This window comes from Bacteroides sp. OM08-11 (assembly GCF_003438665.1).
Lineage (GTDB): Bacteria > Bacteroidota > Bacteroidia > Bacteroidales > Bacteroidaceae > Bacteroides > Bacteroides cutis.
In genome coordinates this window covers 549,380-576,134 of the sequence record NZ_QSTJ01000002.1, presented here as the reverse complement: position 1 = coordinate 576,134, position 26,755 = coordinate 549,380, and the positions used below count along the sequence as shown (strand labels likewise).

Below are 26,755 nucleotides of genomic sequence, written 5' to 3'. Positions count from 1 at the left end.
ACAAATAAATTCAACTGTTATTGAAAAAAATCCCTCCATCTTCATTACCTTTGCAATCAGAAAATCATTCAGACAATCTATGAGTAAAATACTGATATGCATATTTCTTGGCGGTGGTACAGGTAGCTTGTTGCGCTATTGCATGCAAATGGCGCTACACGAACGAATAGTACCCTACGCTTTTCCGTGGGCAACGTTCACCGTCAATATTCTTGGCAGTTTCCTTATCGGACTATTTTATGCTTGGTCGGCTCGTTTCAACTTGTCCACTGAAATACGTATGTTGCTCACTACCGGTTTATGCGGCGGTTTCACCACTTTCTCCACTTTCAGCAATGACGGACTGATAATGTTGAAACAAGGATTTTATGGTGAGTTTTTCCTATATATCTTATTAAGTGTCCTATTGAGCATTATGGCAGCTTTTACAGGAGGAGTCCTAGGGCGTTGAACAGGCTACACCGATTTATTTCTAAACAATCCGATACTCAAAAAAAATGCCAAAATCAAACAGACTCCACATCATGCCCCCTGTACGGATTGTCCCTCCCACTTTGGAAGGACAAATCAAAAGCGATAAGTCCTTGAAAGAGTGGCTCGAAAGGGAAGAAACCGTCAGAGGTATCCATTTCAGCCAACAGGCGGAGAAAGATATTAATTGTTCTTATAAGACTATTAAAAATTGTACTTTCAGCCACATCCAGTTTAATGCCTGCAAATTGAAATCGACCCATTTCACGGATGTATGTTTTGAAAATTGTGATTTATCCAATATTTCTTTTGTTGAGAGTTCCTTGTTTCGCGTTGAGTTCGTTTCTTGCAAGCTGGTGGGTACCAATCTATCAGAAAGTACCTTGAACCATCTTTTTATGAAAGATTGCAACGCCCACTACCTTAACCTCTCCATGAGCAAGATCAACCAGGCACGTTTCTCTACCTGTGATTTACGTAACAGCGACATAAACGATTGTAAACTGACCTCCATCGCCTTTAGTAATTGCGAACTAATTGAGACTGAGTTTTCACACACTCCGCTAAAAGGTATTGACTTGAGCGATTCGCATATAGAAGGTATTCGTGTCAATCTTCCCGACATACGTGGAGCTATCGTCAACACAATGCAAGCCATGGATCTGACTTCCTTATTGGGAATTGTAATAAAAGTCTGAGCAGCTAAACAATTTTCCGTTTTCGTTTGTTATAAGCGTAGAATTCATACTAAAAAATAAAACAATATGAAAATAGAAAAGATTATCGGACGCGAAATTCTTGATTCAAGAGGTAACCCAACCGTTGAGGTTGATGTAATATTAGAATCGGGATTTATGGGCCGCGCATCTGTCCCATCTGGCGCATCTACCGGTGAGCATGAAGCATTGGAACTACGTGATGGTGATAAAAATCGTTATGGTGGCAAAGGTGTTCTGAAAGCTGTAAACAATATAAATGATATCATTGCTCCTGAAATAGTCGGTATGTCTGCCCTCGACCAAATGGGCATTGATCATGCCATGTTGGCCCTGGATGGTACAAAAACGAAATCAAACCTCGGCGCGAATGCTATACTTGGCGTATCACTGGCTGTTGCCAAAGCTGCGGCTGCTTATCTTGACATGCCTCTCTACCGCTATATAGGTGGAACAAATACATATGTGATGCCGGTTCCTATGATGAACATCATCAATGGTGGTTCACATAGTGACGCTCCTATTGCCTTTCAGGAATTTATGATACGTCCTATAGGTGCAAAATCGTTCCATGAAGGGTTACGTATCGGAGCCGAAGTATTCCATGCGCTGAAGAAAGTCCTGAAAGACCGAGGGCTTAGTACTGCCGTAGGTGATGAAGGAGGGTTTGCACCTGCATTGGATGGTACGGAAGATGCCTTGAACTCGATTATTGCAGCTATCAAGACAGCAGGCTACCAACCGGGTAAGGATGTAATGATTGCCATGGACTGCGCCTCTTCCGAATTCTACCATGACGGTATTTACGATTATACTAAGTTTGAAGGTGAAAAGGGCAAGAAACGTACCGCCGATGAACAGATAGATTATCTGGAAGAATTGATTAATAATTATCCGATCGACTCCATCGAAGACGGTATGAGTGAAAATGACTGGAAAGGTTGGGAAAAACTGACCCAACGTATTGGCAACCGTTGTCAGTTGGTAGGTGATGATCTCTTCGTTACTAACGTAGATTTCCTTGCTATGGGTATTGAAAAAGGTTGTGCCAATTCTATCTTGATTAAGGTAAACCAAATCGGTTCTCTGACAGAGACTTTGAATGCCATTGAAATGGCTCATCGCCACGGCTATACCACTGTTACCTCCCACCGTTCCGGTGAAACAGAAGATGCAACGATTGCCGATATTGCAGTCGCCACCAACAGCGGACAAATCAAAACTGGTTCATTGAGCCGTTCAGACCGTATGGCCAAATACAATCAACTACTGCGCATCGAAGAAGAGCTTGGCAGTAATGCAGCATATGGGTATACAAGAATAAAATAAGTGCATTTTTGAAGGTTAGTAGATAAACATGTGTTAGTGAAAAGTAAGAGGTGGCAGCTCCTTCGGATCTGCCACCTCTTTTTGTTGATAAAAAAAGAGAAATACAATTTCTAATACATCTCTTTTCTGAGCCTCTTGTCGGATTCGAACCAACGACCCCGAGATTACAAATCACGTGCTCTGGCCAACTGAGCTAAAGAGGCAGAGGTGGGTAAGCTTACTATATCGCGCCGCTACAACCAACTACCTTTGCTGCGATCAAGCCCTGGAGGATTTGAAGGGAGCTGGCCGTATAGGACTTACCCATGTTTGCGGGTGCAAAGGTAGGCATTTTTTTTAAACCTGCAATACCCTACTCCAACTTTTTTCAACTTTAACAGGTAGACAAAGCGTTACAACCAATATTATTTATAACTTTGCAGCATATTTCTTAGAAAAATGACAGAAAATAAAGGTTACATGCAAAGATATGCAATGCTGTTCGGTACATATATGGGAGGATACTGGATTTTAAAATTCGTTCTGTTTCCTTTAGGTTTGACAGTACCGTTTCTATCTTTCCTTTTCGTGGGACTTACTCTATGTGTTCCTTTTATGGGATATTATTACACACGAATGTATCGCAATCAGGTATGCGGAGGCGGCATCAGCTTCCTGCACGCGTGGGTATTCACGGTTTTTATGTATATGTTTGCTGCACTGCTGACTGCTGTGGCACATTATATCTATTTCCGTTTCATCGATCATGGCTTTGTAATCAATGCCTACGAATCGCAGATAGACATTCTCGCCCAAAGCAACATTCCCGAAATGAAAGTTTATACCGATGTATTCCGAGATACTTTAAATATGGCAAGATCTCTCACTCCGATAGATATAACCATGCAATTGGTTTCATGGAATGTTTTCTGTGGTTCATTATTGGGCATCCCTACAGCGTTGTTTGTTATGAGACGTAAGAAAAATGAATTACGAAAAAATGACAATAATAATAACCTATTTCAATTGTAAACCATAAAATCATTAATAAACAGATGGATATTTCAGTTGTCGTTCCTTTGTATAATGAAGAAGAATCACTTCCGGAACTGTTCACATGGATTGACCGGGTGATGAAAACCAATGGTTTCTCATACGAAGTGATTTTCATCAATGACGGAAGTACCGATCGTTCCTGGCAGGTAATTGAAGAATTACAAGCTAAATCTGAAAAAATACGGGGTATCAAGTTCCGTCGCAATTATGGTAAGTCACCGGCACTTTATTGTGGCTTTGAGCAAGCTCAAGGTGACGTGGTAATTACAATGGATGCTGACTTGCAAGATAGCCCGGATGAAATACCGGAACTTTACCGCATGATTATGCAGGACGGCTATGATCTGGTATCCGGCTGGAAACAAAAACGGTATGACCCGTTGTCAAAGACATTGCCCACCAAGCTGTTTAATGCAACCGCCCGTAAAGTATCCGGTATCAAGAACCTGCACGACTTTAACTGTGGACTGAAAGCTTACAGGAAAGAAGTCGTAAAAAATATCGAAGTATACGGTGAAATGCACCGCTACATTCCCTATTTAGCGAAGAATGCCGGTTTCAGTAAGATAGGTGAGAAAGTAGTACATCATCAAGCACGTAAATACGGGAAAACCAAATTTGGCCTGAACCGTTTTGTCAATGGCTACCTGGATCTGATTTCACTCTGGTTTTTGTCTGCTTTCGGTGTAAAACCTATGCATTTTTTTGGTCTATTGGGTTCATTGATGTTCGTGCTCGGTTTCATATCCGTCGTTATTGTAGGTGCTAGCAAACTGTATCACATGTACAATGGATTACCCTATCGGCTCGTCACAGACTCTCCTTATTTTTATTTGTCACTGACATCCATGATTATCGGTACACAATTATTCGTTGCCGGTTTCCTCGGTGAGTTGATTTCACGTAACGCCCCCGAACGTAACAAGTATCAAATCGAGAAAATGATTTAACAATGAAAAGATTAATCAGATTTATCATATTCGGAGCTATCCTATACCCTATGCTGAGTGTAGTCGTATCATGTTCAGAAGAAGCGGATTGTTCTATGGCAACACGTGCCATGATGCAATGTTACCTCTATACTATCGACAAAGAAACAGATGTAGTATCCAAAGATACTCTTGATTCACTAACGATAACTGCATACGGTACAGATTCTATCATTATCAATAACCAGAAAAAGGTAAAAGACTTGTCATTACCGTTAAGATATACAGCCGATTCAACCGTACTTATATTCCATTACAGCAAAACATTGACGGATACGGTCATCATTTACCAGACCAACACGCCCTATTTCCTGTCAATGGATTGCGGATATCAGATGAAACAGTCTATCAACAGAGTAAAATGTAGTTATCACAAATTAGACTCCGTCTATCTTTTAAATAAAGAAGCCAGTATTTATGGGACAGAAAATCTTAAACTATTCTATTAGTCTGGCACTTTGTTTGCTGATGTCTTTCCCGTTATGGGCACAGAACCGAAACACTTCCTCCTCTCCAAAGAGCGTACCGCCTCCTACGGAAAAGAAGGACGCGAAGGAAGAAGTGTATTATCCGCTCTACAATGGTGTTTCTGTTGGTGTGGATTTATGGGGACTGGGTAGTAAAGTTATAGGAGGTGACTTTTTGAGTTCGGAAGTAGTATTGGATGTTAACCTTAAAAATAGATTTTTTCCTATTGCAGAAATTGGATATGGTTCAACAGATACCTGGAGCGACAAAGGTATACATTACAAAAGCGGAGCGCCCTATTTCCGTATCGGAATGGACTATAATGCATTGTTCAAGAAGAAGTTTCAACATAAGTTACTTGTCGGACTACGTTATGGTGTAAGTAGCTTTAAATATGATATAGAGTCGCTTGCCATAAATGACCCTGCATATGGTGGAAGTATAGGTAATCCTAATCTGGAAGATAATATCTGGGGAAGCAGCATGCCCTTCAACTACAAAGGAATGAAAGGTTCCATGCAATGGCTTGAATTTTGTGTCGGTATAAGGGCGCATATATGGAAAGAGTTGTACATGGGATGGGCTATCCGTTTTAAATTTCGTATGTCATCTTCCACCTATGAACATGGTGACCCTTGGTATGTACCAGGATATGGAAAATATAGCGGAAACACAATGGGAGTGACTTACACCATAACGTATAAACTACCATTCTAAAATAAATCAGACAATGACTAACTTAGAAATCTGGCTGCTTGCCGTGGGACTTGCGATGGATTGTTTTGCAGTTTCCATAGCCAGCGGAATTATCATGAAACGTATTCAGATGCGATCAATGTTGACAATGGCATTTTTTTTCGGTCTCTTCCAAGCCCTTATGCCTTTGTTAGGATGGATTTGCGCCAGCACTTTCAGTCATTTGATAGAAAGTATAGACCACTGGATTGCGTTCGGAATTCTGGCCTTCCTAGGCGGACGTATGATAAAAGAATCCTTTAAAGATGATAACTGTAAACACGAGTATGACCCTACCCAATTAAAAGTAGTTCTAGCTTTGGCAGTAGCTACCAGCATTGATGCATTGGCAATAGGTGTATCATTCGCTTTTCTTGGTATCAAAGGAATATCGGGCATACTTTCTCCCATCGGCGTCATTGGCTTCGTTTCATTTATCTTGTCTATGATAGGTCTATTCTTCGGAATACGCTTTGGTTGCGGCATTGCTCGCAAATTACATGCAGAATTATGGGGAGGAATTATTCTTGTCCTTATCGGAACAAAAATATTAATTGAGCATTTATTCTTTAACTAACTTTTCCTCAGATATTACAATTATGGATAAGAAAGTACAACGAAATTTTTTATGGATTGCCCTATTGGCATTGGGTACAATTTGGATACTTGCGCGCCACAACCACATGGTTCCTTATCAGACTACCAGTGGATTGATTTTTGGCACGATTTATAACATCACTTATCAATATGATGGAAATCTGAAAGATGAAATCGAAACTGAGCTCAAACGTTTCGATGGTTCTCTATCCCCTTTTAACGATACGGCAACCATTACCCGTATCAACCGTAATGAAAACATCGTTGCCGATACTTTCTTTATCAATGTATTCCGTCGAAGTATGGAGATATCCAAAGAAACGAACGGTGCTTTCGATATAACGGTAGCCCCCTTAGCAAATGCATGGGGGTTCGGTTTCAAAAAAGGTAGATTTCCTGATTCTATTATGATAGACAGCTTGCTAGATATTACCGGATACGCCAAAGTTGTACTGACTGAAGAAGGAAAAGTAATGAAACAAGACCCGCGTATCATGCTTTCTTGCAGCGCTGTGGCTAAAGGATATGCGGTGGATATCATCGCACAACTCCTACAGGAAAAAGGTATCCACAATTTTATGGTAGATATAGGCGGGGAAGTTGTAGTCCATGGAAAAAATCCGAAAAACAATCTCTGGCGTATCGGTATCAATAAACCGATTGACGATTCACTGGCCATAAATCAAGAATTACAAACTGTGCTGGAAGTCACCAATGTAGGTATAGCTACCTCCGGTAATTACCGTAATTACTATTACAAAGACGGAAAGAAATATGCCCATACCATTGACCCGCGTACGGGTTATCCAATTCAACACAACATCTTGTCCGCCACCGTCATTGCCAAGGACTGTATGAGTGCCGACGCATACGCCACAGCATTTATGGTGATGGGATTAAAAGAAGCCGAACGCTTTGCTGATGCACATCCGGATATTGATGCTTGTTTTATTTACACCAATAAGAAAGGAGAACTCCAAACGTTCTTCACGAAAGGGATGGAAAAGTATACAGGAAAAAAATAGGAGTTTATTTGATTTATGATTTGACGAGGTGCGAGGTACAGTTGAAACTACTCATGAAACCATAAATCAAATAAATTGTCATTTATAAAACACGAAGTACACCGCCAGTACTAAACATACAAAGGCTACAAAGTGATTCCAATGCAGTGCTTCTCCTTTGAAGAGTACCGTTGTAAATATCGTAAAGATAATCAACGTAATAACCTCTTGAATAACCTTTAGTTGCATGAGTGAAAACGGACCGCCATTGCCTATAAAGCCAATCCGGTTCGCCGGAATTTGAAAAGAATACTCCGCTAAGGCAATTCCCCATGAAAACAATATGACAGCATAAAGAGGCCAATTAGATATAACTTTCATTTCCTGTAACTTCAAATGCCCATACCACGCAAACGTCATAAAGACGTTAGACACTATCAATAACAAAATGGTATAAAATACTTTCATATTAATAATTTATAGTTAATGTTTAATGATTTATAGTATAGACTATTCCATTTCTGTTTTAGAAACATGAGAGATAGGTAACAATTCTTCCTGAATATTACTCATACTTCCCCACAAACTATAGCGTGCTTCCGGATTCATCTCCTCCAATTGACGCAATATCCCTTTCATCGTACTACGGCTTGATTGCGTCTCATATGGGCAGTTTTTTACCTGTTTCCGATATCCCCTCATCTGCGCCAATTCAATCAAATCAGTCTCATGTACCAGACACATAGGCCGGATGACCGTCATATCAAATTTCTTCATAACCAGACGAGGCGGCATTGAACTGAATGCTCCTTGATAAGTAATGTTCATCAACAAGGTCTCCAGAATATCATCCATGTGGTGTCCCAACGCAATTTTATTACATCCCTGTTCCTTAGCAACTGTAAACAAGGCCTTGCGTCTATTCCAGGAACAAAGAAAACAAGGAGACTTACGAATGTCGGTACTTGCATTGAACTCCGTTTCATATACCAAAAAAGATACTCCCCACGACTCCGCATATTTTCTCAAATACTCCACATCACTCTGATAAGGAATATTCCGCATCACCACATGAACCGCCATTATCGAAAACTTCGGCTTGAAAATACGGGCACGCCGTGCAAGCAGTTCTACCAGTGCCAATGAATCTTTGCCACCAGAAAGTCCGATAAGGATTTTATCTCCATCTTCTATCAGGCCATATTCTACTACCCCTTTCATTAATCTCTTTTCAATGCGGCGTAGCGTCTTTTCCTCTTCTGTATATTTTGTCATTCAGTTCTACTCATATTAATGTTTATTCACATAATCTGTAATAAACAGCTGCAAAAATAACTGAAAAGTATGATTTAAAGAAGAATTAACATAATAGAATTATGGAATACGGTATTATTCACGATTAATTTGTATTTTTGAACTTCTGAAAAATCAAGCAAACTATCGTATGAAAAAAATATATATTCTATTTCTGCTCTTCTGTATTTTTGCAATAGGTGCTTCGGCACAAACTTTGGCACAAGCCAAAGCGCTCTATGATAAAAGACAATATGAGCAAGCCAAACCCGCTTTCAAGAAATTCGTTAAATCACAACCCTCCAATGGGAACTACAACTTGTGGTATGGCGTTTGTTGCCTGAAAACCGGGGAACCGGAAATTGCCGTGAAACATCTGGAAAATGCGGTAAAAAGGCGTACTCCAAGTAGCCAGTTCTATCTGGCACAGGCATATAATGACATTTATCGTTTCGAGGATGCTGTTCAAAACTATGAAGAATATATCACTGATCTCACTAAGAGAAAACGATCTACCGATGAAGCAGAAAAACTTCTTGAAAAGAGCAAAACCAACCTCCGTATGTTAAAAGGAGTGGAACAGGTTTGTTTCATTGATAGTTTTGTAGTAGACAAAAAGAATTTTCTCAATGCTTACAAAATCAGTCCGGAGTCGGGCAAACTATTCATGTACGATGAATATTTCCAAACACCCAATGGAAAGGGCGGTACTGTTTATGAAACAGAACTGGGTAATAAAAACTATTATAGTAAATTCCAGAAAGACAGCACATTAAGCATTCTATCCAGTAACAAAATGCAGGGAGAATGGAGTAAAGGAAATCCATTGCCCGGTAGTATCAATGAAGCGATAAATGCCAATTATCCATATGTATTGACGGACGGTGTCACTATCTATTATGCAGCGGATGGTCCCGGTTCCATAGGAGGATATGACATCTTTGTCACACGATATAATACAAATACAGACAGTTATCTGACTCCAGAAAATGTAGGTATGCCTTTCAATTCTCCATATAACGACTATATGTATGTCATTGACGAATTCAACAACCTTGGTTGGTTTGCTTCTGACCGTTATCAGCCCGAAGGAAAAGTTTGTATCTATGTGTTCATCCCTAACTCCTCCAAACAGGTATATAATTATGAAAACATAGATAACAACAAACTAATTCAGCTTGCTCAAATTCATTCAATAAAAGATACTTGGACTGACTCCAAAGCAGTGAAAGAAGCGCAACAACGTTTAAAAGAAATTTTCCAACAGAAACCTCAAGTAAAGAAAACTCATGATTTTGAGTTTGTGATTGACGACGAACACGTTTATCACGAAGCAGATGATTTTCGTTCTCCACAGGCTAAAACTCTTTTCGAAAAATATTTTCAATTGGAAAAGAGTTATAACCAACAACAAAATAAACTTACAGATTTGCGTAACCAATATATCCGTGCAACTAAGAGTGAAAAGGAAAAGATGGCTCCTGCCATCCTTGACCTCGAAAAACGGGTACGACAGCTTGCCGTCGAAACAGAACAAGCAGGTGTAAAGGCACGTAATCAAGAGAAGCAAACCTTTAAATAGTATAACTATGAACATACTTATTATCGTAGTACTGGTCATTGCAGCAGTCATTCTGTTTTTAGTGGAATTATTTATAATTCCGGGTATCAGTATTGCAGGTATCCTGGCAGGTGGATGTATCATTTATGCCAACTATTATGCCTTTGCCTACATGGGACCGGTAGCAGGTTTCATTACTCTCGCCGTATCGGTTATCGCCTGCATCGGATCATTGGTATGGTTTATGCGCTCCAAAACTTTGGACAAGATAGCATTAAAAAAGAATATCACCTCGAAAGTAGACCGTAGTGCAGAAAATAAAGTTAAAATTGGAGATACCGGTATCACTACTACCCGGCTTGCACTTATCGGTTATGCTGAAATCAACGGTGACATCGTAGAAGTGAAATCTACAGACGGATTTATGAATGAGAAAACTCCGGTGATCGTAAACCGTATTACAGATGGAATTATCTTGGTAGAAAAGTTCAAACCCTGAGAAGTAAATATTTTATATTAAATAATTAATAACTAAATCACATGGATCCAAGCACAATGTATCTGACCGCCTTCCTTATCATAGGAGGTATCATTTTTCTGGTACTGTTTTTCCATTATGTACCATTTTTCCTATGGCTGTCCGCCAAAGTCTCAGGAGTTAACATATCATTGGTACAACTATTCCTTATGCGTATCCGTAATGTACCTCCTTACATCATCGTGCCGGGTCTGATTGAAGCGCACAAAGCCGGCTTGAGCAACATAACCCGTGACGAACTGGAGGCTCACTACCTTGCCGGCGGTCACGTTGAAAAGGTAGTGCACGCACTGGTATCAGCTTCCAAAGCCAACATCGAACTGCCGTTTCAGATGGCTACTGCTATTGACCTTGCCGGCCGTGATGTGTTTGAGGCTGTACAGATGTCAGTAAACCCGAAAGTTATTGATACGCCTCCTGTTACCGCAGTTGCAAAAGACGGTATCCAGCTGATAGCCAAAGCGCGTGTAACGGTACGTGCCAATATTCGTCAACTGGTGGGTGGTGCAGGTGAAGATACTATCCTCGCCCGTGTAGGCGAAGGTATCGTATCTTCCATCGGTTCTTCCGAAAATCATAAGTCAGTATTGGAAAATCCAGATTCTATTTCTAAACTTGTGCTCCGCAAAGGTCTGGATGCCGGTACCGCTTTTGAAATCTTATCCATTGATATCGCCGACATTGATATAGGTAAAAATATCGGTGCTGCCTTGCAAATAGATCAAGCGAATGCTGACAAGAATATTGCACAGGCAAAAGCCGAAGAACGTCGTGCTATGGCAGTTGCCAGTGAGCAGGAAATGAAAGCCAAAGCACAGGAAGCCCGAGCCAAAGTAATCGAAGCAGAAGCAGAAGTACCTAAGGCCATGGCAGAAGCTTTCCGTAGCGGGAATCTGGGTATCATGGATTATTATCGGATGAAAAATATTGAAGCCGATACTTCCATGCGTGAAAATATTGCCAAACCGACCACCGGTCCTTCTACACAACCGCTAAGTAAATAAACCGGTAAACAAACTTATAGAAACGTCGGAACCGGTGAACAGAAACCGCATTCCGGCGTTTTTTTATAAACCAACGAATTAAAACTATGGATATGAAAAAGTATTTTGCATCTTCCGAACTGATTATCAATGAAGACGGTTCAGTTTTCCACCTCCACGTCAAACCTGAATGGCTGGCAGATAAGGTTATCTTAGTAGGTGATCCCGGACGAGTAGCATTAGTCGCTTCTCATTTCGATACTAAAGAATGTGAGGTAGAAAGCCGTGAATTCAAGACCATCACCGGTACTTACAAAGGCAAACGTATCACGGTTGTTTCCACAGGTATCGGCTGTGACAATATCGACATTGTGATGAATGAACTGGATGCTTTGGCAAACATTGATTTCAAGACTCGCGAAGAGAAACCGCAACTACGCCAACTGGAACTGGTACGCATCGGCACGTGTGGCGGTTTACAACCATATACTCCGGTGGGAACCTTCGTATGTTCCACAAAATCCATTGGCTTTGATGGTCTTCTGAATTTCTATGCCGGGCGTAATTCGGTGTGTGATCTTCCCTTTGAACGTGCATTCCTGAATTACATGGGATGGTCGGGCAACATGTGTGCCCCCGCCCCATACGTCATCGATTCCAATGCTGAATTGATAGACCGCATTGCGCAAGAGGATATGGTACGTGGCGTAACAATTGCTGCCGGCGGTTTCTTCGGTCCTCAAGGACGTGAACTCCGCGTGCCATTGGCTGATCCACATCAAAATGACAAGATTGAAAAATTTGAATATAACGGCTGCCACATCACAAACTTTGAAATGGAAAGTTCTGCCTTGGCAGGACTTAGCCGCTTAATGGGACACAAAGCTATGACCGTATGCATGGTAATCGCAAACCGCCTGATAAAAGAAGCTAATACAGGATATAAAAATACGATCGACCATCTTATTCAGAAAGTACTCGATCGTATTTAAACACCTTGCGACAAAGTCTATACCGTTTTCCTCAGATGGCCTAATGAATAAGACTTAGTAATAATCTCATTCATACTGCCTTCCATGCCTATTGGTTTATATAAGGTTACGATAAAAGCCAATAACTGACACAGGCATAAATTTATTTTGTAAGGAAACTATTATCTTTTTCAAATAAAACAAGCTGAAAATCATGAACCAAGATACTATTTGTGCCATAGCCACCGCTCAAGGAGGAGCCATCGGATGTATTCGTGTATCCGGCCCGGAAGCCATCGAAATTACTTCCCGCATCTTCACTCCTGCCGCAATGGGCAAGAAGCTGAAAGACAGCAAACCTTATACCCTCACCTTCGGACGAATCCATGAAGGATCCGAAATTATTGATGAAGTACTTGTCAGCTTGTTTCGCGCCCCTCATTCCTATACGGGAGAAAACAGCACAGAAATTACCTGCCACGGTTCAGTCTATATCCTGCAAAAAGTTTTGCAATTACTCATTACCAATGGTTGCCGTATGGCACAACCGGGTGAATATACCCAGCGTGCATTCCTCAACGGGAAAATGGATTTAAGTCAAGCAGAAGCCGTTGCCGACCTTATCGCTTCATCCTCCGCTGCCACCCATCGCCTCGCCATGAGCCAAATGCGTGGTGGTTTCAGTAAAGAACTTACTTCCTTGCGTGATCAGTTACTACATTTCACCTCTCTCATCGAACTTGAACTGGATTTCAGCGACCACGAGGAACTGGAATTTGCCGATCGTTCAGAGCTTTGCCGGTTAGCGGACAACATTGAAAAAGTTATTTCTCGATTGGCAGATTCTTTCAGTGTAGGCAATGCTATCAAGAACGGTGTTCCTGTAGCCATCATCGGTGAAACAAATGCAGGCAAATCTACTTTACTCAATGTCTTGCTCAATGAAGAAAAAGCCATTGTCAGTGATATTCATGGCACTACCCGTGATGTGATAGAAGATACAGTTAATATAGGCGGTATCACTTTCCGATTTATTGATACGGCAGGTATCCGCGAAACTAATGATACGATCGAAAACCTTGGTATCGAACGTACATTCCAGAAACTGGAACAAGCTGAAATCGTCCTCTGGATGATAGATGCCACAGATGTGACTACCCAGATCGTACAATTATCCCAACAAATACTTCCTCGTTGTGAAGGTAAGCAACTGATCCTTGTATGTAACAAAGCCGACTTAGTATCAGACATCCAAAACTTCCCCCCCATAGACTTCCCTGATAACGTAAAGTCTATCGTCATTTCAGCAAAAAAGCGTGAGCATATCGAAGAACTTCAACAACTGTTGATAGCTGCCGCCAACCTTCCTACAGTCACCTCAAACGATGTCATCGTTACCAATATCCGCCACTACGAGGCATTGACAAATGCACTAGAAGCAATTCACAGAGTTCAGGAAGGCTTAGCCAACAATCTTTCCGGAGATTTCGTTTCTCAAGACATCCGGGAATGCATATTCCATTTGAGTGATATTGCAGGGGAGGTAACAAATGATATGGTGTTAGGGAATATATTTGAACATTTCTGCATCGGCAAGTGACCTAAAGAAAAGCATAAAAAGAGAAAATACAAATCCGTAAAATGCGAAAAATCAATGATTTTATGAGAATTTGTATTTTCTCTTTTTCTCCATACTTTCTGTCTGTTTTTATATTTTTTTCGTAATTTTATTCCCAAATTGTCCCCCGAAAAGGATGCGAGGGACAAAAATCTATCCCCCGAAGACAATGAATCACATCTCTCATTAAAATAGGAACAGATGGAAAATATAAAGCATCTGAGGTAAATTCAGAAATACGACATTTAACCAGATGCAGGTATTACTGTCCAAATCCTTGCCAATTAACCGAAACGAATCTGCCATATCTCTATGAATATTTTGCCAACCTCAGAATGGCATCATGAAACAGATAACAAACTATCATCATTGCTGTGCGTAAAAATATGCAGTCCACTGCGTAAAATGTAAGACTGGACAGTACTCCAATGAGTTTAAACAAATTGCCCATTGTTTTTTTGCGTGTTTGGGAACTCAGTTTATAAATTTATTGACTCGCTTTCACGAACTCTTTTAGGAATCGTTTTCCATAATTCAAGTCCAATGAATCATATGAGATTCTGAAGTATCTGAACTAAATTCAACAAGACATTTCACCAAAGGTGTTAACTATTAATACTTATTCCGTACAATACGCTCTTCCTAGAAAATCAGGAAATAAATCCGTTTCATAGTACTTGTGAGCCAACACACGCAAAAACCAATATCCAACCTTATCTGTTCTATATGCAATAGATTTGTATTTCTTTTCAAAATGGCTCTGAAAATCTTTCAATGTTTCAGGTAACTTTATACCAGTCTGTACGGCCAATTCATTATTTAATCTTTTTTCAAAGAGTAACTGTTCTATATCAAATTCATCGGTGATTGGATATGCAACCTGCAAATTTACATCAGACTCATCTACTTTCTTCTTAAGAGCAGAGTAGAACTCAGGCATATTCATGTATGCCAACAATTCAAATACCACTATTAAAAGCAAAGAGGAATCACAGTGATAGTCATCATCTTTCTCATAGATGCTCTTGGCTAAAGCCATTCTATCTCCATTCGTTTCCGGCCACATCTTTTGTTTGTCATACCGTTTCATCAGATTGATAACTGTACAAAGCAGATACTTACCTAAACTATTTATGTCATCCTGATTCTCAGCATGCATATACATATATTTGAATACCATCTGAATGACAATAGAATTAGTATCAAGCAAAGGCATTGTACATGCATTATTGTTTTCGATGACATTTTTTAAGATATTCAACCTATTACGAAGTTCATCTTCAGAAATCTCTGCATAAGATTCTGTAAAAAAATAGAAATATACTAAATCACCAAGAAAATCATAGCATCTTAGCGGATAGAACATATACTCGGTATCTGAGGATTCAAAACTATATAGTCCTTTTGGAAATAAGACTACTTGTAATATTTTATTAATATATTCTTCGTATATCTGAATTTGCAACAATACAAGGCTATCAAAGTGTTTGATTATTGAGCTTTTATTCTCTTTTTTTGATTTAAGAATCCATGCCCAAGTTTTTAGAACTATAGTGTCAATACAATACTTGGCCGGTAGTAAATTCTGACATTCAACAGAGTAATAATGAACCATATGGGCAATTAGGCGCAATGAGGCGAACGTATTAAGGATTAATCTCCTGTTCTCCTTCTTTGCTGATGAAATTTTCTTTAATTGGAGTTGTACAAGTGTCGATATGTCTTTAAAGTTGTTACCCTCTCCGTCTAATAAAACAAGTATTTTTTTAAATAAACGATAACTCTCGTCATCAGTCAATAAAGTTTCATCAAACAAAAAATCTGAGAAATAAGTAGTCAATAACTCAATGTCCCACTCTTCATAGTTTCCGTCAGGAAATTCTTTCTTGATAAAGCCAGAATATGTAGGTTTTGCATTTGCGTCAATCAAGCCATTGTGAACAAAAACATAATACCTTGGAAATTCTGATAGGCCTGGAATAGAAGGGTCTTCATACTCCGTGTATTTAGAAGCCCTTAAAGATTCTATTAATCCATCCGGTTCATTAAGAGTCCTGTCTGTTATATCTTTTGCACCGAACCCCTTGAGTTCAAATAAGAAAAGTGTTTTTTGCCCATTTTGTCCTTTGATAGCTACTACATCACGTCCATATTGTGACTGTCCTTTTGATTGACACGGTGTAGAAAGGACTCTGTATCCCATTCTTTCCAAAAGTATAGGAAAGATATAGTCTAATTCTTGATCCTCTTTCAAAGACTCAATATATTGTTTAATTATTTCCCGTCTTTTCATTCCAATCAACTAATAAATCATTAATCCACTTATCTTGTTCCATTGGCATCATAGACTGAGCCAATTGCCTTAATGGCATTGAAAATTGTATGCATCCCAAGTGTTGTACTTTTCCATTTTCGTCTCTCCAACCTCCTCCTCTTGCTAAAGTAACGTGCTTCATCATACTACTTAAAAGGCTCTTATGATTTTCATCAGCTTTCTTCATCTGTTGTTGCCAATGTTGTTTTTGAGTTTTCAAAGCTTCTTGATACTCTATCATATAACCGTATTTGGGTGACATTTCTTTAAGAGATCTTCTTTTATCTATTGCATCAGACCTTTTCTCAAAATACTGATTGATTTTCTTTACATACTCATTATCAATATTTAATTTCTCAAAGGCTTTGATTACATGACCCATATATTCATCCAAATATGGAACTAACTGACTCATCAAAACATTACGTACGCTCGGTAATTCACTTTCAATCAGAGGCAATAACTTCGGAAGTCTAGTCTCAGGATTGCCATAATCCTGAAGCAATTCTATAATCAATAAACATTGCAATTTCTCATCCAAGTCTTTTTGAGGGTCAAAATTTGAAGATTCCAAATGATAATCATCCCACAATCTTCGCCCGACAACACGATACAATCCATTGGGATGAAAAATAAATGATAATACAAAGTTTATGAAGTTCTCCTCATTCTCATGTAAAGACCTTAGACTTCCTTCCATCTTTAGGATATCCATTGGGGTCAAAGAATTTGCGATTTCTACGAAAATATTTGTCAAAAACACAGCATCTTTAAAATGAAAATGTATTGAGTTATCAATACTTTTGAGCGCAGTCTCTTTATTCTCACTTCTGAGTCCTTTGATCAATAATATAACACTCTTTTCTATAAATGGGCTAACTTCTTGTTGCACAGACAACCAGCCACATATAAGATTAATGTACTGTGGCACATCTCCCTGCAACATCTCTAGGATCTTATGTTCACATGTTTCTTTTCTTTGGTCAACCAAACCACTTAGCGTAAAAAGGAAAAAAGCCATTGCCGCATTTGATTTAAAGCAAGTGTTAGATACAACTATATCAAAGGCTTTATTAACAATATTCTTCGAAATTTGATTTATTTTCACAAATGCAGTTGCAAACTCCTCCATATTATCTTCAGGAGGATACTCAATGCAATACCTATCAAAATCATTTTCCATCAGACCAGCAAGGCAGCTCGTTTTGTACTGAGGCAATATTGAGATTAATACAACGGCATTGTCATAATAAGCACTAGCGTATTTTTGAACAGCCCAAAGAATTAGATTTTCAGTATTATCCTGTTTACTCTCAAATGACAGAATAACGTTTTTCATAAATTCTGGACTCCAACTTGAGACTCCGGAAACAAGATGAAATGCCCATGCCCATCTCCAAATATTATTAGTTTCATCGAAAATAAGATTACCACCTTTTAGATGTACTATATATGCGAGAGCGACAGCAAAATAACACTCACACATATTATAGTCAGATGGATTGATAATATGTTCATTGTTTTCCCAATAGGATACAGAATCACTGAATTCAAATTCACATGCTGACGCTTTCTCATTTAAAAAGTCTACAACTTTAACAAGTTCATCAGGCAATCCTGAAGTTATATTTCGTCCATCAAACATAATAATCTATTTAATATTCACGTTCCGTAATTTTTCACCACTCTTCCTTCTCTTATATTTAGAAGATTCATCGTATTGGTAAGGTATTTGACATTTTATGCATCTGAGTTGAGAGCTAAACAGGAATTATAGATGTCATCATAATCATTCCATATCCAATGGAGGAAAACTATTATCCTCAAATCTATCAAAATCAGATTGGAAAAGACGGTCTTGAATGATCCTGTACTTTTCAAACTCTGATTCAGCAAACTCTTTGGCATATTCGGCAGAAACCTTTCCGCTATCCTGTAATATCGGGCTCTCAAATAAATTAATGAATTTGTCTATTCGCTTTGCCCAATCTTCCATTGTCATAGGTATATGACGCATAGCCATACTTTCTGCCATATCAAGGGACGCATTGACTATTCTGCCCATTTCTTCCAATTCTTTTTCTCGCAAATAGTTTTTTGCAACAGACACATCAGTTTTGACAATTTTTCCATTCGGAGCATTTTCCCAAGTGGTCAATCCCATGTGCTCCTTATTTGCATCAGTTCGTTCAACTATCAATTCCGCAGCTGTATGCCCATGCACAGCATAGTGCATTTTATTCTGTACTTTCTTGAAGAAAAGACGGGTTGTCGGAGCATCCCTGTTATAGTCTATTGCCGTAGCATAAATATCGGTCAGTTTCTGATAAAAACGACGCTCGCTCAGCCTTATCTCCCTTATTTCGGCAAGCAAATGTTCAAAGTAATCTACACCTAAGAAAGCCCCGTTCTCCATTCGCTTATGGTCAAGCACATATCCACGAATGGCAAACTGCCGGAGTACAAACGTACACCACTGCCGGAACTGGGTTGCCCGGACAGAATTTACACGATAACCGACACTGATAATGGCATCGAGATTATAAAAGGTCGTGTTGTAATTTTTACCATCGGTTGCAGTTGTTTCCATTTTGGAAATAACTGAATTTTCGCCCAACTCTCCACTCTCAAAAATATTTTTAAGGTGTTTGCTGATTGCAGGTACTCCCACATCAAAAAGCTGCGCCATAGCCTTTTGGGTTGCCCAAATGGTCTCATCCTTATACATCACTTGAATCCCATCCTCTTGACCTTCAAGCATAAAGATGAGAAACTCTGCTGTACTATTTCGTATTTCTATATTCTTTGCCATAAAGCATTCCCTAAATCCATTTATCGTTTCATTTAGTCATACTAATGTAGGTGGTCGCTTATATAATGTTCAACATCATGTCAAACTAACACCAAATTCACGGATTGTATCTTCGCTATCTCTTCCTGATATTGATTTACCTATAGCCCTCTCAATTCTATCAGCAAGTTTAATCGCCCTGTCTATGATAAATTCGTCAAAATTATCTTCATTAAGAAAATTAAAGTTTATCTTGTGCGTAGATATGGCATGGATTAAATCATCCTTATTGATTTTGTGATTAAGAATCGTTTGTATATACTTACTTGGGGCTACGCCTCCAATAGAACGATTTGTTGAAGCATATATCATTGTTTTATTAACAACAGAATTCCATTTTTCACGTGGTAAATTATGCTTTTCGCAATAATTAGCAGGAAATATATGATGAATGTCTGTATTCTCTGATGTATAAGTTGCTACAGTCATCTTCCCTGCTGTCAAGAAATCCAGAGGCTCATCTTGAAGAAGAAGAGCCATAACCCCTTTATATGCAGCTGAATTTCTTGTTTGAAGACTTAGCAGACGTGTTGCATGGAAGCTAGAACGAGAAACTGTATCTGGCAATATATTATCATCAGACAACCATAAAAAGAAATCTTTTATATCAGAAGCATAACGCGTCTCATTGGCACTACCATATAACTCACCAAATACTCCGCACCAATACCATTTAGATAACTTAGTTAAGTTTGGTAAATTAGTAAGTAAGTGCTGATGACTTAAATCATATGCAAAAATAGCAGCCAATGGAATAAATTGTGTATTATAAGGCAAATTATCAGCAGAATAAACACCCTGTTTGATCAAAAAGCGAGCGGCTTCAAAAAATCCATTTTTAAGAATATCTCGCTTTTGATTAAAGACTGAACTACGTAGAGCCATTACATCTTTCTTTTTGCACTTCACTCCTATTTTTCCACCAGATACAACCGATTTCTCATAACTATCCAAAAGAGTCATTGAAGTAATGAACGCAGTGCCGTCAATATCTCTTAATACATCAAATTTAGAAAATTCATTTTTTATCGACTTCCACTCCTGACGTAGCTCAACTCCATCAGCCGCAAGTGAGGCTGTAACTAGTTCAAAGACATTCAATGGAACTCCACCACGATTTACATTTTCAAATATCTGACAAACAGACGATTGAGAAGTATTCTTCAAAACTTTAATAACTGGCAGCTTATAAGCAATAACAGATGAAATAATATCTGTATTAAATTTTTGATAAAGAGACAGCTTTGTAGGATCATTCTGATAATAACGCAACATCCCCAAACACCAATTCATTGACTCTGTTGGATCAAACATCAAATTAAGAGGGAACATAAGGTTTTCAAATTCATTTTCTCTAGTGGTCAAATCTAAGGTAATGATCTTACCGATATCTGATGTCTTTACCTTCTTATCAGAAATAGATATTATTGCATCTTCTCTATCTACATTTTCGTCAAGAGCCTTAACCATGTCAATATAATAAAATCTGTAGATGGTATTGTTTTTATTGCGTTCCCAACACGTTTCAACAGGATTTTGACTCATAAATACCTGAAAAAGTGTAGTAAGTCGTTGTTGGCCATCAAGAACAAGATAGTCTGGCTTTACACCTACCATCTTTGTATCAACTCCTGTGAACAAGCGTGGTTTATAATTAACCTCACCTCCTGTTTCTAAAAACATTACTGCCCCCATAGGAAATCCCATTGTAATGCTTTCTATCAACTTACATATTTTTCCATCGTCCCAAACCCACGAACGTTGAAATTCTGGAAGCTGCAATTCACCTTTCTGAACTTGAAGCAACAAGTCTTTTAAATCTGTATCATTTGATTGTACTGCCATAACTTAAAATCTTTTCTATTTTCTTATTACTTTCTTCAATACTCCCAATACTTTAAATCCCTCATCTTCAGGGTTAAGACTAAAGGACTCATATTCTTTATTAAGAGGTATCAACTCAATGCGTGTACGTTCCCAACCATCTTCTGTAGCTCGCTTTTCACTGTGATATTTTTTGATGGTACAGGCGATATTATCACTATCGTAGTCTTTGATATTATAACTTTCGACCAATACAATTTCTCCTTCACGACTTCCACCCGTATAATGTGAAAACACACAATAGTCGCCATCATTGATTTTAGGTTGCATACTATCACCCATTGCACTAACCACAAACATTGATTCATCCAAACGTGACATTTCATCTGATACGTCAATCCACTGCACATCTTCGCATGGAACATCTATCTCAGAAAGGTCATGACAAGCTGCTTTAATACTTGAATAATATGGCAAATGAGTTACAAATTGTTGTCCCGCTGATGCCATATCAATGATACGAGAAGCAGTAACCGATTCAGAGTTATCTGCCTTATTGGAAGCGTGTTGACATTCAGGTAATTCAATGTCATTTTCTTTAAAGTTTTCCACTTGCTCTATCACTTGGCGAAAAACTTCAGGAGAATATTGTGGCGGGTAGCCGTTTTTTACCAAACATACTTTAATGTCATATTTTAGCTGTTCGCGTACATTTTGGTTGTTAAGCCAATCTGCTACACTCGATTTAAGGTCAATAATCTCCTTAATTTTTCGAGCCAATATCTGACATTTTTCGTTGATAACTACACCATCCAACTCTTTATCCTCACCATATTCAAAGTTAAACTTGTCACGGAGCATTATCAGAATGTCATAAAATGCTTTCTCCTCAAAAGTGAGATTCAATTTTCTGAAACTATCTCTATCCTTTTGCATATGTTGGAGAATCTGCAATGCCTGTTCTGTGGCAGTTTTGATAATCTCTTCCGATGTCGCTTCCTGAGTCTCTCCTGCTTCTTCTGCGCTCAAATGCTTACGGCGTTCATGATATTGCCTGATTGTTTCTTCAAGCATCTCCATGAATCTTTTTGCAGCAGCTTGATTTGTTCTGCTGTATTCAGTTATCTGTTTGCGTAGCATTTTTACCAACAGTTCCAGTTTGGATGCAGGCATTTTCACATCAGACAGTTTTTCAAAATACTCAGGACTGAATATATCTTCCTCTTCGCCTATATCCAAGATGCTTTCCACTTTATTGTATTTCAATGCTTCTTCCACCATTTTCGCCACTTTTCTATTCATGGTTTCTGTGTCAGGTGCATCAGTGCCACTCATCTTGCGAACAAAACCGGCAATAGCCATAAAACACTGCGCCAATGCCGATTCCTCATCATTGAGATTTCCCGATGGCTGACAGATGTCGTAAGCAATACGCATTCGCTTTACCATGTTCAAAAAGTATGTCTTGAATGATACCCTCTTTACCTTTTTGCCATCGTCAGAAGCTAAATTCAATAATTCATTCGATTTGAATACAGATTCAGCAGCCTTGGCCAACAATGTATAGCGCAAAGAAGCATCAGTTTCAGGATTGAGAAATGGAGTTAAATCTTCATTCTTAAACAAGTCTTTAAGTATGAATAATTGTTCGATAAAAACAGTTGTAGCCTGTTCCACATCATCATCTGTAGGGGCAAAAGTATTTCCTCCTCCGCCATACATTTTCATCGCTTCACGCATATTATCGCGAATACCGATATAATCGACGACAAGTCCAAACTCTTTGCGTGGATATTTTCTGTTTACACGACTGATAGTCTGAATAAGCGTATGTTTCTGCAAAGGCTTATCGTTATAGAGATATGTCAGGCACTCAACATCAAAACCTGTAATCCACATATCCACAACAATTACGATGCGGAAATTGCTTTTTTCTTGTTTGAATGCAGCATCTAATTTTTCGGAACGCTTGTCGTTTGTTACGCCTCCAAGATAATTATACATATCCTTTTGATCGTTCTTACCGACACTTGCCACCATTGCCATGGTAGGCATTTCCGTAAGCTCTTTTAATTCTTCATCGGTACAAACAACACCTTCCGGAGATTTTCGCAACACAAACCATTCAGGATATTTTTCTTGAAAGATAGTAAGCAATTTATAAGCTATTTCACGTTTAGAACAAACAATCATAGCTTTTTGTACACGATCAGGGTCTCCACTACAAGCATTCACATAATGGTCGTGAATATCCACCGCCAAGCGTTCCAACCGTTGTGGTTCACCAAGAATCACTTGGAGTGAACTCATAGCTTTTTTACTGGCTTCTATATCTTCTCTTGTCGAACCATCTTCAGCACACTGTTTATAATAATCTTCCACCATTTTTATCTTCTCTTTATCGAAAAGCACTTTGGTAATGCGTGGATGATATTTGATAGGGACTGTTATGCCGTCTGCAACCGCCTGATCCATAGTATAACGGTCAATCTCAGCACCAAAAGTCTGATATGTCTCTGCAATGGGAGTACCTGTAAAACCTACAAATGTGGCATGAGGCAATGCTTCACGAAGCACTTTGGCATACGGCTTTGACAGTAGTGCCTTCATGTTCTCCTCAGTTGGAGCAAGATGTTCTTTTTCATCTTCATTAGGTTTGCTGAATTTTATTCTCTTGGCACTCTCCAACTGCGTGCGATGGGCTTCATCACTGAAACAGATAATATTTGAACGCTCGTTAATCAATCCGACAGGGTCATCTTCCCGGTCGCAGAATTTCTGGATAGTACAGATATAAAAGCCACCGCTTTCTCGGGCTGCCAATTCTTCACGCAATGTTTTTCTGTTGGGCACAACACACACTTCTCCCAAACCCAAAAACTCCGTACTCTTTGTAAATAATTTACTGCCTTGTTTCTGTAAATCTTCACGGTCAACAATCATCAAGATTGTTGGAGAGCCAATCTTTGAAGCACAACGCATTGAAAGCTGGCGAGCAAGGAATGCCATAGTATATGTTTTGCCACAGCCGGTTGCACCAAAATATGTTCCACCCTTTCCACTGCGCTCTTTTACCGATTTTATAATACTGTCACGGAGAAGCCTTGTTGCAAAAAATTGAGGATACCGACAAACGATTTCTTTCTCCTTGTCGTCAAACTCCTTATCTTGGAAATAGATGTAGTCTCTGAATATCTCAAGAAATCTTACAGGCGAGTACACACCCTTGACCATAGTACGCATTTCGTCAAACGGAGATGTGGAAATCTTGTCATCATCATTGACTCGGCGCCAAGCGTAGAAGTGTTCGTATGGCGTACGCACTGTACCAAGACGAGTTTTCACCCCATCACTGATGCAAGCCAACGGGCAATAGTGAAGCAGATGGGGAATATCGCGCCAGTACCGTATGTTTATCTGTTCCCATGCATCTGCTATAGTAGCTTTATCATCGGCAGGATTTTTCAGCTCCATAATGCACAGTGGCATACCGTTCACATAAAGTATAATGTCCGGACGGCGGTTCTTTGTGCGGCCATTATTGACATATTCCACTGTAAATTGGTTTACCACTCGGAATATATTATCTTTTGGAGTGTCAAAATTTATAAGGGCAACATCCTTTACCGTTCCGTTTTTAAGGGTAAAATTAATGCCGTCCACCATCCAGCCATACACTTTATGAAGTGTGGCAAAGTCGGTTTCAGCTCCCACAAGGCGCACATTATCCACAATCTGCTGTACCTCGTCGGTATCAAGGTCAGGATTATTCTTGGTCAGAAACTCAATTAAATCATCGGCTATAAGAACCTCTTTTTGATTCGGACGAACAATCTTATCTCCTGACAAATATATCCACTTCTCTGCTTCCAAGAATGATATAAAAGCATTCTCAAAATCAGTCTCGCAGAATCTGCCGTTATAATTTATAAGTTTGTTTTTTGACATTGCGTACTCTCCAAATTATTAAAAATCTATTTTGAAGTTGATATGCTTAATACTCCGCTATAATTTGGATCATCCGTTTCACCAAACTCGACTGTAATATTTCCATCGTTACGCGTTGTTAAACAATAACGAGTAGTTCCATTAACTTTCCATCCTCTACTCATGCGTGTATATTTATCAGAGGCACTTGCATCACTCTTATTTGTATCAGAAATAATAGTCATCCTTGGATTAACCAAAGAAACAAAATCAGAATGATATGCTGATTCTCTACCATGATGTGGTGCTACTAATACATCAGCATTCTTGACAGCCTCCTTAAAATCAATTCTATTCATCAGTTTATCTAATGATTCCGTTTCATTATCACCACATATCACGACCTTAATACCAGATAAACAAAGTACTGTAATTATACTGAAATTATTAAAATTGGAATGGTCGCAAGCATCTGTGGAGAAGGTTTGAATTTCCAACCCTCCATAATTATTGGGATTCCTGGTATAATTTTCATCTTGTGGCGTAACTGGTGAATTATATCGATCGTTGATTTCACAATACTTCTCAAACTTTGCTCTATCACAATATCTGACATCTTTCATCACCTCATTATTACTCAAAGATTTTGCTCTTTGAAGTATCTTCGGCTCATTCAAGTTAAAATTGAGTATGTCATCAATGTGATCAAGGTGAGGATGTGTAATAATCATATATGCAATGTTATCACGCGATCGTTTACTTAGAGGTGACATATTACCACTCTCGTATGTACCTGTTCCAAGGTCAATCACTATATATTTACCATTAGGAGCTTTGACATGTACAGCCAATCCAAGTTGTACATCCCATACTGTCATTGTTGCTTGTCTTGCCATGATATTATTGTTTATTTTTCTTTAAATATTCATTAAGAACCTCTCTTGCATAATAATATGCCCGTTCTTTGTATCTGTTCCAGCATATTAGCAATATAGCTATTGTCAAATATGATTGCCAAAAACATGGATATAATACAATAATGAGGATAGTAGAAATTAGGACGGTTGTGAGAATTGTCCTTGATAAGGCATATTGCGCATTAAAATCAGCAACTCTCGATTTTTCATCGCCATTTACAGCTCTCATTGCCTTGCAAAACAATCTTTCTTCCGAAGGGTTTTCCTCCTTTATTCCATTTTGTAAAATTTCTCGCACAGCCATCGTTTCGTGAAAACGAACTTTTTTAATTCCTTTGTTTGACGGTATGAATAAGCGATAAATACAGCAATGTTTCTTATTCTGTTTGTCAAGCAACCGATTTGACGGTTTGCCACCAATAGTAAAATAGTAAATCGGTTCAAGGAGGCTTCCAATAGCATTTATAACATACCCACATAAGAATGCTATCGCTAAATATGCCACAGTATAGTCATTGTTATACTCTATTTGAAGAGAGTACAGAACAACAACTAAAAACAAATATCCAGCAACAAGTCTGGATAAAACATCGTAGTATTTAAAATTCATCACT

General features: G+C 38.8%; 23 protein-coding genes and 1 tRNA gene. 14 read left to right on the top strand and 10 right to left on the bottom strand.

Annotated elements, in window-relative coordinates:
• Window positions 1–79: 79 nt before the first annotated feature.
• The 3 genes from crcB (at window position 80) to eno (ending at window position 2,516) form a co-directional block, all read left to right on the top strand.
• On the top strand, window positions 80–451 hold the full coding sequence (gene crcB, locus DXC10_RS06180; RefSeq protein WP_101543137.1) for a fluoride efflux transporter CrcB: 372 nt from the start codon (window positions 80–82) through the stop codon (window positions 449–451).
• Window positions 452–524: 73 nt separating this feature from the next.
• A complete protein-coding gene (locus DXC10_RS06175) occupies window positions 525–1,169 on the top strand; it encodes a pentapeptide repeat-containing protein (protein ID WP_187120667.1) in 645 nt (214 codons plus the stop codon).
• 66 nt (window positions 1,170–1,235) lie between these two features.
• Complete coding sequence (eno, locus tag DXC10_RS06170) at window positions 1,236–2,516, top strand: phosphopyruvate hydratase (RefSeq protein ID WP_101543135.1); 1,281 nt, start codon at window positions 1,236–1,238, stop codon at window positions 2,514–2,516.
• Between the two features lie 129 nt (window positions 2,517–2,645).
• Here the strand turns inward: eno and DXC10_RS06165 are convergent.
• Window positions 2,646–2,719, bottom strand: a tRNA-Thr gene (locus DXC10_RS06165).
• 235 nt (window positions 2,720–2,954) lie between these two features.
• On the opposite strand from DXC10_RS06165, the gene DXC10_RS06160 reads away from it, so the two are divergent.
• The 6 genes from DXC10_RS06160 to DXC10_RS06135 are packed head-to-tail and all read left to right on the top strand — an operon-like array spanning window position 2,955 to window position 7,365.
• Window positions 2,955–3,527 (top strand): DUF4199 domain-containing protein, encoded by a 573-nt coding sequence (locus tag DXC10_RS06160; RefSeq protein WP_117737514.1) that lies wholly within the window; start codon window positions 2,955–2,957, stop codon window positions 3,525–3,527.
• 23 nt (window positions 3,528–3,550) lie between these two features.
• On the top strand, window positions 3,551–4,501 hold the full coding sequence (locus tag DXC10_RS06155) for a glycosyltransferase family 2 protein (protein WP_101543133.1): 951 nt from the start codon (window positions 3,551–3,553) through the stop codon (window positions 4,499–4,501).
• A gap of 2 nt (window positions 4,502–4,503) precedes the next feature.
• Window positions 4,504–4,989, top strand: a complete 486-nt coding sequence (locus tag DXC10_RS06150) for a DUF6452 family protein (protein WP_101543132.1) — start codon at window positions 4,504–4,506, stop codon at window positions 4,987–4,989.
• On the top strand, window positions 4,958–5,725 hold the full coding sequence (locus DXC10_RS06145; protein ID WP_101543131.1) for a DUF6048 family protein: 768 nt from the start codon (window positions 4,958–4,960) through the stop codon (window positions 5,723–5,725). The genes DXC10_RS06150 and DXC10_RS06145 overlap by 32 nt, the downstream gene beginning before the upstream one ends.
• Window positions 5,726–5,738: 13 nt before the next feature.
• Window positions 5,739–6,320: a manganese efflux pump MntP family protein gene (locus tag DXC10_RS06140; protein ID WP_101543130.1), complete on the top strand. Its 582-nt coding sequence runs from the start codon at window positions 5,739–5,741 to the stop codon at window positions 6,318–6,320.
• A gap of 22 nt (window positions 6,321–6,342) precedes the next feature.
• The gene (locus tag DXC10_RS06135) at window positions 6,343–7,365 is read left to right on the top strand and encodes an FAD:protein FMN transferase (RefSeq protein ID WP_101543129.1); all 1,023 of its coding nucleotides are present in this window, start codon (window positions 6,343–6,345) and stop codon (window positions 7,363–7,365) included.
• 78 nt (window positions 7,366–7,443) lie between these two features.
• On the opposite strand, the gene DXC10_RS06130 is transcribed toward DXC10_RS06135, so the two are convergent.
• Together DXC10_RS06130 and DXC10_RS06125 are read right to left on the bottom strand one after the other, a co-directional pair.
• Window positions 7,444–7,812: a DMT family protein gene (locus tag DXC10_RS06130; RefSeq protein ID WP_101543128.1), complete on the bottom strand. Its 369-nt coding sequence runs from the start codon at window positions 7,810–7,812 to the stop codon at window positions 7,444–7,446.
• A gap of 42 nt (window positions 7,813–7,854) precedes the next feature.
• Window positions 7,855–8,619, bottom strand: a complete 765-nt coding sequence (locus DXC10_RS06125; protein ID WP_101543127.1) for an ATP-binding protein — start codon at window positions 8,617–8,619, stop codon at window positions 7,855–7,857.
• Window positions 8,620–8,788: 169 nt separating this feature from the next.
• On the opposite strand from DXC10_RS06125, the gene DXC10_RS06120 reads away from it, so the two are divergent.
• From DXC10_RS06120 to mnmE, 5 genes are all read left to right on the top strand, one after another.
• Window positions 8,789–10,219 carry a M48 family metallopeptidase gene (locus DXC10_RS06120; RefSeq protein WP_117737513.1) on the top strand — a complete coding sequence of 477 codons (1,431 nt, stop codon included), beginning with the start codon at window positions 8,789–8,791 and terminating at the stop codon, window positions 10,217–10,219.
• A 7-nt stretch (window positions 10,220–10,226) separates the two neighbouring features.
• Window positions 10,227–10,697: an NfeD family protein gene (locus DXC10_RS06115; RefSeq protein WP_101543125.1), complete on the top strand. Its 471-nt coding sequence runs from the start codon at window positions 10,227–10,229 to the stop codon at window positions 10,695–10,697.
• Window positions 10,698–10,738: 41 nt separating this feature from the next.
• On the top strand, window positions 10,739–11,740 hold the full coding sequence (gene floA / locus DXC10_RS06110) for a flotillin-like protein FloA (protein WP_101543124.1): 1,002 nt from the start codon (window positions 10,739–10,741) through the stop codon (window positions 11,738–11,740).
• A gap of 92 nt (window positions 11,741–11,832) precedes the next feature.
• A complete protein-coding gene (locus DXC10_RS06105; RefSeq protein WP_117737548.1) occupies window positions 11,833–12,711 on the top strand; it encodes a nucleoside phosphorylase in 879 nt (292 codons plus the stop codon).
• A 193-nt stretch (window positions 12,712–12,904) separates the two neighbouring features.
• Window positions 12,905–14,290, top strand: coding sequence for a tRNA uridine-5-carboxymethylaminomethyl(34) synthesis GTPase MnmE (mnmE, locus tag DXC10_RS06100; protein WP_101543123.1), 1,386 nt, complete (start codon window positions 12,905–12,907; stop codon window positions 14,288–14,290).
• A 637-nt stretch (window positions 14,291–14,927) separates the two neighbouring features.
• On the opposite strand, the gene DXC10_RS06095 is transcribed toward mnmE, so the two are convergent.
• The 7 genes from DXC10_RS06095 to DXC10_RS06065 form a co-directional block, all read right to left on the bottom strand.
• Window positions 14,928–16,601, bottom strand: a complete 1,674-nt coding sequence (locus DXC10_RS06095) for a hypothetical protein (protein ID WP_117737512.1) — start codon at window positions 16,599–16,601, stop codon at window positions 14,928–14,930.
• Window positions 16,579–18,267 carry a hypothetical protein gene (locus DXC10_RS06090; RefSeq protein ID WP_117737511.1) on the bottom strand — a complete coding sequence of 563 codons (1,689 nt, stop codon included), beginning with the start codon at window positions 18,265–18,267 and terminating at the stop codon, window positions 16,579–16,581. The genes DXC10_RS06095 and DXC10_RS06090 overlap by 23 nt, the downstream gene beginning before the upstream one ends.
• A gap of 144 nt (window positions 18,268–18,411) precedes the next feature.
• Window positions 18,412–19,434 (bottom strand): virulence RhuM family protein, encoded by a 1,023-nt coding sequence (locus DXC10_RS06085; protein WP_117737510.1) that lies wholly within the window; start codon window positions 19,432–19,434, stop codon window positions 18,412–18,414.
• Window positions 19,435–19,509: 75 nt separating this feature from the next.
• A complete protein-coding gene (locus DXC10_RS06080; protein WP_117737509.1) occupies window positions 19,510–21,318 on the bottom strand; it encodes a DUF262 domain-containing protein in 1,809 nt (602 codons plus the stop codon).
• 15 nt (window positions 21,319–21,333) lie between these two features.
• Window positions 21,334–25,245 carry an HsdR family type I site-specific deoxyribonuclease gene (locus DXC10_RS06075; protein WP_117737508.1) on the bottom strand — a complete coding sequence of 1,304 codons (3,912 nt, stop codon included), beginning with the start codon at window positions 25,243–25,245 and terminating at the stop codon, window positions 21,334–21,336.
• Window positions 25,246–25,271: 26 nt separating this feature from the next.
• Window positions 25,272–26,120: a ComEC/Rec2 family competence protein gene (locus tag DXC10_RS06070; RefSeq protein ID WP_117737507.1), complete on the bottom strand. Its 849-nt coding sequence runs from the start codon at window positions 26,118–26,120 to the stop codon at window positions 25,272–25,274.
• Window positions 26,121–26,124: 4 nt separating this feature from the next.
• A complete protein-coding gene (locus DXC10_RS06065) occupies window positions 26,125–26,751 on the bottom strand; it encodes a hypothetical protein (RefSeq protein ID WP_117737506.1) in 627 nt (208 codons plus the stop codon).
• Window positions 26,752–26,755: the final 4 nt, after the last annotated feature.

What these genes read in the sequence shown, in the direction of transcription:
- DXC10_RS06140 (WP_101543130.1), top strand. Translation starts at nt 5,739, where the DNA reads ATGACTAACTTAGAAATCTGGCTGCTTGCCGTGGGACTTGCGATGGAT.
- floA (WP_101543124.1), top strand. Translation starts at nt 10,739, where the DNA reads ATGGATCCAAGCACAATGTATCTGACCGCCTTCCTTATCATAGGAGGT.
- eno (WP_101543135.1), top strand. Translation starts at nt 1,236, where the DNA reads ATGAAAATAGAAAAGATTATCGGACGCGAAATTCTTGATTCAAGAGGT.
- DXC10_RS06175 (WP_187120667.1), top strand. Translation starts at nt 525, where the DNA reads ATGCCCCCTGTACGGATTGTCCCTCCCACTTTGGAAGGACAAATCAAA.
- DXC10_RS06115 (WP_101543125.1), top strand. Translation starts at nt 10,227, where the DNA reads ATGAACATACTTATTATCGTAGTACTGGTCATTGCAGCAGTCATTCTG.
- DXC10_RS06080 (WP_117737509.1), bottom strand. Translation starts at nt 21,318, where the DNA reads ATGGCAGTACAATCAAATGATACAGATTTAAAAGACTTGTTGCTTCAA.
- DXC10_RS06155 (WP_101543133.1), top strand. Translation starts at nt 3,551, where the DNA reads ATGGATATTTCAGTTGTCGTTCCTTTGTATAATGAAGAAGAATCACTT.
- DXC10_RS06120 (WP_117737513.1), top strand. Translation starts at nt 8,789, where the DNA reads ATGAAAAAAATATATATTCTATTTCTGCTCTTCTGTATTTTTGCAATA.
- DXC10_RS06160 (WP_117737514.1), top strand. Translation starts at nt 2,955, where the DNA reads ATGACAGAAAATAAAGGTTACATGCAAAGATATGCAATGCTGTTCGGT.
- DXC10_RS06125 (WP_101543127.1), bottom strand. Translation starts at nt 8,619, where the DNA reads ATGACAAAATATACAGAAGAGGAAAAGACGCTACGCCGCATTGAAAAG.
- DXC10_RS06130 (WP_101543128.1), bottom strand. Translation starts at nt 7,812, where the DNA reads ATGAAAGTATTTTATACCATTTTGTTATTGATAGTGTCTAACGTCTTT.
- crcB (WP_101543137.1), top strand. Translation starts at nt 80, where the DNA reads ATGAGTAAAATACTGATATGCATATTTCTTGGCGGTGGTACAGGTAGC.
- DXC10_RS06135 (WP_101543129.1), top strand. Translation starts at nt 6,343, where the DNA reads ATGGATAAGAAAGTACAACGAAATTTTTTATGGATTGCCCTATTGGCA.
- mnmE (WP_101543123.1), top strand. Translation starts at nt 12,905, where the DNA reads ATGAACCAAGATACTATTTGTGCCATAGCCACCGCTCAAGGAGGAGCC.
- DXC10_RS06150 (WP_101543132.1), top strand. Translation starts at nt 4,504, where the DNA reads ATGAAAAGATTAATCAGATTTATCATATTCGGAGCTATCCTATACCCT.
- DXC10_RS06075 (WP_117737508.1), bottom strand. Translation starts at nt 25,245, where the DNA reads ATGTCAAAAAACAAACTTATAAATTATAACGGCAGATTCTGCGAGACT.
- DXC10_RS06085 (WP_117737510.1), bottom strand. Translation starts at nt 19,434, where the DNA reads ATGGCAAAGAATATAGAAATACGAAATAGTACAGCAGAGTTTCTCATC.
- DXC10_RS06070 (WP_117737507.1), bottom strand. Translation starts at nt 26,120, where the DNA reads ATGGCAAGACAAGCAACAATGACAGTATGGGATGTACAACTTGGATTG.
- DXC10_RS06145 (WP_101543131.1), top strand. Translation starts at nt 4,958, where the DNA reads ATGGGACAGAAAATCTTAAACTATTCTATTAGTCTGGCACTTTGTTTG.
- DXC10_RS06065 (WP_117737506.1), bottom strand. Translation starts at nt 26,751, where the DNA reads ATGAATTTTAAATACTACGATGTTTTATCCAGACTTGTTGCTGGATAT.
- DXC10_RS06105 (WP_117737548.1), top strand. Translation starts at nt 11,833, where the DNA reads ATGAAAAAGTATTTTGCATCTTCCGAACTGATTATCAATGAAGACGGT.
- DXC10_RS06095 (WP_117737512.1), bottom strand. Translation starts at nt 16,601, where the DNA reads ATGAAAAGACGGGAAATAATTAAACAATATATTGAGTCTTTGAAAGAG.
- DXC10_RS06090 (WP_117737511.1), bottom strand. Translation starts at nt 18,267, where the DNA reads ATGTTTGATGGACGAAATATAACTTCAGGATTGCCTGATGAACTTGTT.